Genomic DNA, 8,002 nt, shown 5'->3' with positions numbered 1-8,002 from the left:
TTCTTAACGACAGAATAGCGAAATCAGTCCCACCAAAGGGACGGCTAGAGGATTGTATTGAACTCCCTCTAAAATTCCTATCAAGCCCTTGGAATATTTGGAAAAATAGTGATTTTTTCATGCGCCAAGCAGTGCTTAGATTGGCCTTTGCCGAGCCTCTAAGGTACAGTCAAAAGGGGGTGTATGAAACTCAAAAATTATCCTTCCCTTTCAAATACTTAGGGTGATTTTTGGTGTCAAAAATCGAGATGGTGCTGTGAGAGAGGATTGAACTCTCGACCTCACCCTTACCAAGGGTGTGCTCTGCCACTGAGCTACCACAGCATCCGTGAGGCGGGGAATTAGCGACAAACGCGCCTTGGTGCAAGCCCTCTCTGGACGGTTTTTGCTGGTGTTGCTAACAGGGCTGTCATGAGTGACAAAGAAAACCAAAAGAAGCCTGCCAACAGCCGCGAGGTCCGGTTGAAGGCTGCGTTGAAGGCCAATATGGCCAAACGCAAGGCGCAGGCCCGTGCGCGGGCGGCAGAGCCGGACAAGAAAGAGAAAGAGTAGGCAGGTTATGGATTCAATTTTGGTCAAAGGCGGCACCCCGCTGCATGGGAAGATCCAGATCGCGGGGGCCAAGAATGCGGCGCTGGCGCTGATGCCCGCAACGCTGTTGTCCGAGGAGCCGCTGACCCTGACCAATGCGCCGCGGTTATCGGACATTGCGACGATGACCGCGCTGTTGCAGTCGCTGGGTGTCGAAGTGACGTCGATGCAGGGCGGCAAGGTACAAGTGTTGTCATCGCATGACATGACATCGACCACGGCGGATTACGAGATTGTGCGCAAGATGCGGGCGTCCAATCTGGTGCTGGGGCCGCTGCTGGCGCGACATCACAGGGCGATCGTGTCGCTGCCGGGCGGCTGTGCCATTGGCGCGCGGCCGATGGATATTCATGTGACCGCGCTTGAGGCGATGGGGGCCGAGATTGAGCTGAAGGACGGCTATCTGCATGCCACAGCCAAGGGCGGGCTGCGGGGCGCGCGCGTGCCGCTACGCTTTGCATCCGTGGGTGCCACCGAAAACGTGCTGATGGCCGCGACCCTGGCCAAGGGGACCACAATTATCGAAAATGCCGCACGCGAGCCGGAGATTGTCGATTTGGCACACTGCCTGCGCCGTATGGGTGCGCAGATCGAGGGCGAAGGCACCAGCACCATCACCATTCAGGGCGTTGACCGTCTGGGCGCTGCGACCCATCCGGTCGTCACCGACCGGATCGAGTTGGGCACCTATATGCTGGCCCCGGTTTTTGCCGGTGGCGAGGTGGAGTGTCTGGGCGGTCGGCTGGATCTGGTGCGGTCGTTCGTCGAAAAACTGGATGCGGCGGGCGTCGATGTCACCGAAACGGCAGACGGCCTGAAGGTGAAACGCCGCGATGACCGCGCCCGTGCGGTGGACATCACCACAGAGGTGTTCCCCGGTTTCCCAACCGACCTGCAGGCGCAGATGATGGCGATGTTATGTACCGCCACGGGGACGTCGGTACTGGAAGAGAAAATCTTTGAAAATCGTTTTATGCATGCGCCGGAACTGGTACGGATGGGGGCCAATATCGAAGTGCATGGCGGCACGGCGACCGTCACGGGTGTTGATCGCCTGAAAGGTGCGCGGGTGATGGCGACCGATCTGCGCGCGTCGGTGTCGCTGATCCTTGCGGGAATGGCCGCGGAGGGTGAAACGCTGGTCAGCCGGGTCTATCATCTGGACCGCGGATATGAGCATGTTGAGGAAAAGTTGAGCGCGTTGGGCGCACAAATTGAACGGGTATCAGGATCATGACAGAAGATGCACGATTTGAAGATGGCGGCGAGGCGCCACTGCGCCTCAAGGCGCTGGACGCCGAAGATCTGGCGGTGATTGCAACACTGGTGCAGGACGCGATATTTCCCGCGTCCGAGATGCGCTGGGACCGCAAGGCACGCCGATTTGCGCTATTGCTCAACAGGTTCCGCTGGGAAGATGCGCCAAAGGCCGCGCTGCGCAAGCGCGGGTTCGAGCGGGTACAGGCGGTATTGGCGTTTGAGGATGTGATGCGCGTGCAAAGTCAGGGGGTGAACCCCTCTGACCCTGATCTGGTGTTTTCGCTGCTGTCGATTGCGTTTGAACCCGGTGAAGATGGCATGGGCCGGATCACGCTGACGCTGGCGGGTGATGGCGTAGTCGCACTTGAGGTGGAGGCGCTTGAGGCGGTATTGCGCGACGTGACCCGCCCCTATATCGCGCCATCGGGCAAGGCACCGTCGCACCCCGCGTAATCCAAATGGGCGGCTGCTGCCTGCGATGATTTTCAATGCGCTGCGCGCGGCGGATATTTATACTCGGAAGAAGCGATTGGCCCGCATTGATGAAACGCCCCTGCCCCGCTATGTCGTGGCCTGAAGGAGTGACCCATGCCGCAGTTTCTATCCACCGCTGATCGTGATTTCGAAGCACGTTTTGCCGCCCTGTTGGGGGCCAAGCGCGAAGATAGCCCTGATGTGGACGCTGTGGTCGCTGGTATTATTGCCGATGTGCGGGCCCGTGGCGATGCCGCTGTGCTGGCGCTGACGGCGCAGTTTGACCGGCTGCAGCTGACACCCGAAACGATGCGGTTTTCCGCCGCCGAAATTGCGGCGGAATGTGCCAAAGTCAGCGATGAAGACCGTGCGGCGTTGGTATTGGCCGCAGAGCGTATCCACGCCTATCACGCCCGCCAGATGCCGGATGATGCGATGTGGACCGATGAAACCGGTGCCACGCTTGGCTGGCGCTGGACGCCGGTTTCGGCGGCCGGGCTTTATGTGCCGGGCGGTTTGGCGTCTTATCCTTCGTCGGTCCTGATGAATGCGATACCGGCGAAAGTGGCGGGGGTCGCCCGTTTGGCAATTGTCGTGCCGACGCCGGATGGGGTGACTAACCCGCTGGTGCTGCTGGCCGCGCGGATCGCAGGTGTGGACGAGATTTATCGCATCGGTGGCGCGCAGGCGATTGCCGCGCTTGCCTATGGCACGGCGACGATTGCGCCCGTCGACAAGATTACCGGCCCCGGCAATGCCTTTGTGGCAGCCGCCAAGCGTCGGGTTTTTGGCAAGGTCGGGATTGATATGATCGCAGGTCCGTCCGAAATTCTGGTGATTGCGGATAAGGACAATGATCCCGACTGGATCGCGCTTGATCTGTTGAGCCAGGCCGAGCATGACGAAAGTGCGCAATCGTTGCTGATCACAGACGATGCAAGCTTTGGGCAGGCGGTCGCGGCGGCTGTGGAAAAGCGGCTTGAGACACTGGAACGGCGCGCCATCGCAGGGGCCAGTTGGCGCGATTTTGGCGCTGTGATCACGGTCGCCAACATGGACGAGGCGGTGGTTTTGTCGGATCGCATTGCACCCGAGCATCTTGAACTGTGCACGGCGGATGCGGACGCGCTGGCCGCGCGGGTCACCCATGCGGGGGCGATTTTCATCGGCGGTTGGACACCCGAGGCGATCGGTGACTACATCGGCGGCCCAAATCATGTGCTGCCGACGGCGCGATCGGCACGGTTTTCAAGTGGGTTGTCGGTCATGGACTTCATCAAACGCACCACCCTTTCACGTATGACCCCAGAGGCCCTGGCCGCCATTGGCCCTGCCGCTGAACGGCTGGCGCAATCCGAAAGCCTGCAGGCGCATGGCCTCTCGGTGCGTGCGCGTCTTGATCGTCTAAACCGGGGGCTGTGACATGACGAAAATCATCCATATTGATCTTGATGACAGCGGGTTGCCCGCGCCCACAGCCGAGATCGAACAAGAACGCAAAGTGGCGATGTTTGATTTGTTGGAAAACAACAGCTTTGCGCTGCCCGCCCGTGATGGCCGCGATATGCCGCCGGGGCCTTATCGCCTTGGCCTGTCGATCCGCGAGCGCCGGCTGGTGTTCGATGTCCGGTCCGAGGATCAAAGCCCGGCGGGTGAATTTCATCTGTCGCTGGGGCCATTTCGGCAGGTCGTGAAGGATTATTTCCAGATCTGCGAAAGCTATTTCGATGCCGTCAAGACCCTGCCGCCCAGCCAGATCGAGACTATTGATATGGCCCGCCGTGGCATCCACAACGAAGGGGCGCGGGTCCTGCAAGAACGGCTTGAGGGGAAGGCGGACGTCGATACCGACACCGCACGGCGCCTGTTCACCCTGATTTGCGTCCTGCATTTTGGGGGCTGAATTGTCCGACAGCCTATCATATGCACCTTTGCCGCAGTCGGTCCTGTTTTGCTGCGACCACAATGCGGTGCGGTCGCCAATGGCCGAAGCGATCATGAAAAAGCTATACGGAACAAGGTGTTACATCCAGTCTGTCGGCGTCAAGAACGACCTGGAGATTGACGGGTTTTCAATCGCTGTCTGTGCCGAAATCGGGGTGGAACTGGCCCGCCACCGGTCGCGTTCATTCGATGAAATGGAAGACTGGGGCGATGACCTGTCGTCTTTCGATCTCGTGCTGGCGCTGTCACCGGCCAGCCAGCGCCGGGCGCTGGACCTGACGCAGTTCTACCACCTTGATGTGGAGTATTGGCCGATTCTCGACCCCACAGGATTGGGCGAGGATCGCGAGGCGCGGCTGGCCAGTTATCGGCAGGCCCGCGACCAGATCAAAAGCCGCCTGATTGATCGCTGGGGGCCGGGGTCAGAGGACACAGCAGGCTGAGCGGCCCCCCCAATCCAATTTCCCCATGCAATTTCGGAGCAAGACGTCATGAAAATCGCAGCGGCGGCCTATCATCCGCAATGGCATGACGATTGGGCTGGCCTGACGGCCAAGCGCGATCATTGGGTCCGCGATGCGGCCACGCAAGGCGCGGCGCTGTTGGTGTTTTCCGAATACGCCGGGATCGAGGCCGCATTGATCGGCGCGCCAGACGGCAATGGCGATCCGCGGCGCTGGCGTGATGGTATGGTTGCCGCAGCGGACCGCTGGGCTGCGCTGCACCGGGATCTGGCGATGAAATACAATGTGACCATTTTGGCAGGAAGCCTTAATGCGCAGGGTGCGGGCGGTCTTGTGAACCGCGCCATGCTGTGTGGGCCCGGTGGTGATCTCGGCTTTCAGGACAAGATGATCCTGACCCCTTACGAGCGGCTGCACATGTCCCTTGCTGCGGGTCAACAGATGCAACTGTTTGATACGGCAGTGGGCCGGGTTGGCGTGCTGATCTGTTACGATAGCGAATTTCCCCTTTTGGCACGGGCGCTTATGGCCGCAGGTGCGGATATGATTCTGGTTCCTTCGTGTACCGAACAGGTTGCAGGACAGACCCGCGTGCGGCAGTCGTGCAGGGCCCGCGCGATTGAAGGGCAGTGTCTGATCGTGCAGGCGCCGCTGGTTGGTGCCGTGCCGGGCTGTGATATCGTGGCCCTGAATACCGGGCGCGCCGGCCTGTTTTGCCCGCCCGACTACGGCTTGCCTGCCGACGGGATTATCGCCCAGGGCGTGACGGATATGCCCGGCTGGGTGATCGCCGACGTCGCCCCGACAGGCATCGCTGCGGCGCGCGCAACTGGTCAGGTCGGCAACTTTGCGCATTGGGTAGAACAGGACGACCGCATCAAAACAGTCACATCCGTGACGTTACGCTGATTAGCCCTTGAAAACTGCCGGGTTCAGGCGCATTTAAGCGCCGTTCGCACCCATCAGTGAACGGTACAACACAGGAGATCACATGGCCAAGGAAGAACTGCTCGAATTCCCAGGTGTCGTGAAAGAACTGCTGCCAAACGCGACGTTTCGGGTCGAGCTGGAAAACGGCCATGAGATCATCGCGCATACGGCAGGCAAGATGCGTAAAAACCGCATCCGGGTTCTGGCAGGCGACAAGGTACAAGTCGAAATGACCCCTTACGATCTGACCAAGGGTCGGATCAACTATCGCTTCAAGTAGGGCGAAACGTATGTTTCGCCCCGTGCGGGGAAAGCGTTTGGCGCTTTGCCAAATGCCGCCCGGCACCCAATTGTCAGTCTGGGCGCATCCATGACAACGCTGACACCTCAAAACGGCCTCAGGCTGATTCTCGGCTCTGGCTCGCCCCGGCGACTGGAGCTGTTGGCGCAATTGGGAATAACCCCTGCGGCGGTCCGCGCGCCTGATATCAATGAAGACGTGCGCAAGGGTGAATTGCCCCGCGACTATGTCAAACGGATCGCATCCGAAAAGGTGGCAGCGGTCGTTGCCGCCCCCGACGAGGTTGTGCTGTGCGCCGATACCACCGTCGCGCTTGGCCGGCGTATCATGGGCAAGCCTGCGAATGCGGGTGAAGCTGCGCAGTTCCTCTATGCGCTGTCCGGGCGCCGTCATCGGGTGATCACGGCCGTGGCGGTGAAACGCGGCGACCGCGTCTGGCTGAAGGACGTACAAAGCACCGTGGCTGTAAAACAACTGTCGGATGCCGAGGTGAACGCCTATCTGGCCACGGGCGACTGGCACGGCAAGGCTGGCGGCTATGCCATCCAAGGGCCGGCTGGCGCCTTTATTCCATGGATCAACGGGTCGTATACCGGCATTGTTGGCCTGCCACTTACCGAAACCGCCGGCCTGCTGACGGCTGCCGGTTTCCCGCTTTATGAAGGTGACGCATGAAGGGTCGCATGATCGTTCTTGACCATATCGGTGATATCGAGGCCGCAGCCTATCTGGTTGATGGCAAACTTGATGACCTGTTGCTTGATCATATCGACGCCCCCCGCCCCGGTGCCATCTTTCGCGGGATCTGTGACCGTCCGATCAAGGGTCAGGGCGGGATGATGTTGCGGCTGCCCGACGGCGAAACCGCGTTCTTGCGCCAAGGCAAAGGGCTGCGCCCCGGCCAGCCGGTACTGGTGCAGGTCACAGGCTATGCCGAAGGCGGCAAGGCCGTGCCCGTCACCGACCGTGTGCTGTTCAAAAGCCGCTATGCGATTGTGACACCCGGCAAGCCGGGATTGAACATCTCGCGGCAGATCACCGATGAAGACACCCGCGACAACCTGCTTGCCGTCGCCCACGAGGTGTTCGATGGTGATTACGGCCTGATCCTGCGGTCATCGTGCGAAGGCGCCCAAAGCACTGAAATAGCAGAAGATATTATGGCTATGCTGTCGCTGGCCGACGCCGTTCTGGCCGACGCCGAGGGCATAACCCCCGAAGCCCTGACCGAAGGCGACGGGCCCCACACGCTGGCTTGGCGCGACTGGACGGGGGCGGCAACCGTCGTCACCGAACCCGGCGGGTTCGAAACGCATGATATTTTGGGCCAGATCACGACGTTGGCGCAGCCCATGGTCCCGCTGGGCGAAGGTACGATGTATGTCGAACCGACACGCGCGCTGATAGCGGTGGACGTCAATACCGGCAACGACACGTCGCAGGCGGCCGCCCTCAAGGCCAACCTTGCCGCGTGTCGCGCCCTGCCCCGCGCGCTGCGGCTGCGTGGGCTTGGTGGCCAGATCAGCATTGATTTCGTGTCGATGTCCAAAACCCATCGCAAACAGGTCGAACAATCCCTGCGCGCCGCGTTCAAGGCGGACACGGTGGAAACGTCACTGGTAGGCTGGACGCCGATGGGCCTGTTCGAACTGCAGCGCAAACGCGAACGTCTGCCCGTGCCTGCGAAGTTGATGAAAGACCTCTGATGGCCTGCCCGATCTGCAACAAACCCACCCAAACCGCGTTCCGGCCGTTCTGCTCCAAGCGCTGCACGGACGTCGATCTGGCAAAATGGCTGACGGGCGCCTACGCGATCCCATCCAACGATCCCGACGACGCCGAAGAGCTGGAAAACCGCCTGCGCGACACCCCCGAGACGAAACCACATTAAATGCCGTCGTAAGCGCAAATAAGCATCAACTTCCCTCTGGACACCCCCGCCGCCCGCGTCTAAAACCCCGCTACCCGACGGAAATATCCGTCCCGGTGCCCGGGTAGCTCAGGGGTAGAGCAGTGGATTGAAAATCCTCGTGTCGGT

11 protein-coding genes, 1 tRNA gene and 1 pseudogene are annotated in these 8,002 nt (G+C 60.5%); 12 read left to right on the top strand and 1 reads right to left on the bottom strand.

Annotation, left to right across the window (positions count from 1 at the left end):
- Positions 1–227 (top strand): annotated as a pseudogene (locus tag QZ196_RS16710) (resolvase); the annotation flags it as partial.
- A gap of 22 nt (positions 228–249) precedes the next feature.
- On the opposite strand, the gene QZ196_RS16705 reads toward QZ196_RS16710, so the two are convergent.
- A tRNA-Thr gene (locus tag QZ196_RS16705) sits at positions 250–324 on the bottom strand.
- Positions 325–411: 87 nt separating this feature from the next.
- Here QZ196_RS16705 and QZ196_RS16700 point away from each other — a divergent pair.
- The 11 genes from QZ196_RS16700 (at position 412) to yacG (ending at position 7,855) form a co-directional block, all read left to right on the top strand.
- Complete coding sequence (locus QZ196_RS16700) at positions 412–552, top strand: hypothetical protein (RefSeq protein ID WP_296428457.1); 141 nt, start codon at positions 412–414, stop codon at positions 550–552.
- A gap of 7 nt (positions 553–559) precedes the next feature.
- The gene (gene murA / locus QZ196_RS16695) at positions 560–1,828 is read left to right on the top strand and encodes a UDP-N-acetylglucosamine 1-carboxyvinyltransferase (protein ID WP_296428456.1); all 1,269 of its coding nucleotides are present in this window, start codon (positions 560–562) and stop codon (positions 1,826–1,828) included.
- A complete protein-coding gene (locus tag QZ196_RS16690) occupies positions 1,825–2,304 on the top strand; it encodes a DUF2948 family protein (protein WP_296428455.1) in 480 nt (159 codons plus the stop codon). The genes murA and QZ196_RS16690 overlap by 4 nt, the downstream gene beginning before the upstream one ends.
- A 135-nt stretch (positions 2,305–2,439) precedes the next feature.
- Positions 2,440–3,747, top strand: a complete 1,308-nt coding sequence (gene hisD / locus QZ196_RS16685) for a histidinol dehydrogenase (protein WP_296428453.1) — start codon at positions 2,440–2,442, stop codon at positions 3,745–3,747.
- A gap of 1 nt (position 3,748) precedes the next feature.
- On the top strand, positions 3,749–4,228 hold the full coding sequence (locus QZ196_RS16680) for a UPF0262 family protein (RefSeq protein ID WP_296428451.1): 480 nt from the start codon (positions 3,749–3,751) through the stop codon (positions 4,226–4,228).
- Position 4,229: 1 nt separating this feature from the next.
- Positions 4,230–4,712, top strand: coding sequence for a low molecular weight phosphatase family protein (locus QZ196_RS16675; protein ID WP_296428449.1), 483 nt, complete (start codon positions 4,230–4,232; stop codon positions 4,710–4,712).
- A gap of 48 nt (positions 4,713–4,760) precedes the next feature.
- Positions 4,761–5,642 carry a carbon-nitrogen hydrolase family protein gene (locus tag QZ196_RS16670; RefSeq protein WP_296428447.1) on the top strand — a complete coding sequence of 294 codons (882 nt, stop codon included), beginning with the start codon at positions 4,761–4,763 and terminating at the stop codon, positions 5,640–5,642.
- Between the two features lie 82 nt (positions 5,643–5,724).
- Positions 5,725–5,943, top strand: coding sequence for a translation initiation factor IF-1 (infA, locus tag QZ196_RS16665; RefSeq protein ID WP_007205486.1), 219 nt, complete (start codon positions 5,725–5,727; stop codon positions 5,941–5,943).
- A gap of 90 nt (positions 5,944–6,033) precedes the next feature.
- Positions 6,034–6,639 carry a nucleoside triphosphate pyrophosphatase gene (locus tag QZ196_RS16660; RefSeq protein ID WP_296428445.1) on the top strand — a complete coding sequence of 202 codons (606 nt, stop codon included), beginning with the start codon at positions 6,034–6,036 and terminating at the stop codon, positions 6,637–6,639.
- The gene (locus QZ196_RS16655) at positions 6,636–7,670 is read left to right on the top strand and encodes a ribonuclease E/G (protein ID WP_296428443.1); all 1,035 of its coding nucleotides are present in this window, start codon (positions 6,636–6,638) and stop codon (positions 7,668–7,670) included. Before QZ196_RS16660 ends, QZ196_RS16655 begins: the two co-directional genes overlap by 4 nt.
- Positions 7,670–7,855, top strand: a complete 186-nt coding sequence (gene yacG, locus QZ196_RS16650; protein ID WP_296428442.1) for a DNA gyrase inhibitor YacG — start codon at positions 7,670–7,672, stop codon at positions 7,853–7,855. Before QZ196_RS16655 ends, yacG begins: the two co-directional genes overlap by 1 nt.
- The last annotated feature ends 147 nt before the right edge of the window (positions 7,856–8,002 follow it).

It is taken from the genome of Yoonia sp., from assembly GCF_017854565.1.
In the GTDB taxonomy this organism is placed as follows: Bacteria; Pseudomonadota; Alphaproteobacteria; order Rhodobacterales; family Rhodobacteraceae; genus Yoonia.
Note: the sequence above shows the minus strand (reverse complement) of the source record. Positions and strands in the feature narration are given on the sequence as shown.

Coding starts and splice junctions, on each gene's coding strand:
- yacG (WP_296428442.1), top strand. CDS start 7,670: ATGGCCTGCCCGATCTGCAACAAACCCACCCAAACCGCGTTCCGGCCG.
- QZ196_RS16655 (WP_296428443.1), top strand. CDS start 6,636: ATGAAGGGTCGCATGATCGTTCTTGACCATATCGGTGATATCGAGGCC.
- QZ196_RS16680 (WP_296428451.1), top strand. CDS start 3,749: ATGACGAAAATCATCCATATTGATCTTGATGACAGCGGGTTGCCCGCG.
- infA (WP_007205486.1), top strand. CDS start 5,725: ATGGCCAAGGAAGAACTGCTCGAATTCCCAGGTGTCGTGAAAGAACTG.
- murA (WP_296428456.1), top strand. CDS start 560: ATGGATTCAATTTTGGTCAAAGGCGGCACCCCGCTGCATGGGAAGATC.
- hisD (WP_296428453.1), top strand. CDS start 2,440: ATGCCGCAGTTTCTATCCACCGCTGATCGTGATTTCGAAGCACGTTTT.
- QZ196_RS16700 (WP_296428457.1), top strand. CDS start 412: ATGAGTGACAAAGAAAACCAAAAGAAGCCTGCCAACAGCCGCGAGGTC.
- QZ196_RS16690 (WP_296428455.1), top strand. CDS start 1,825: ATGACAGAAGATGCACGATTTGAAGATGGCGGCGAGGCGCCACTGCGC.
- QZ196_RS16660 (WP_296428445.1), top strand. CDS start 6,034: ATGACAACGCTGACACCTCAAAACGGCCTCAGGCTGATTCTCGGCTCT.
- QZ196_RS16670 (WP_296428447.1), top strand. CDS start 4,761: ATGAAAATCGCAGCGGCGGCCTATCATCCGCAATGGCATGACGATTGG.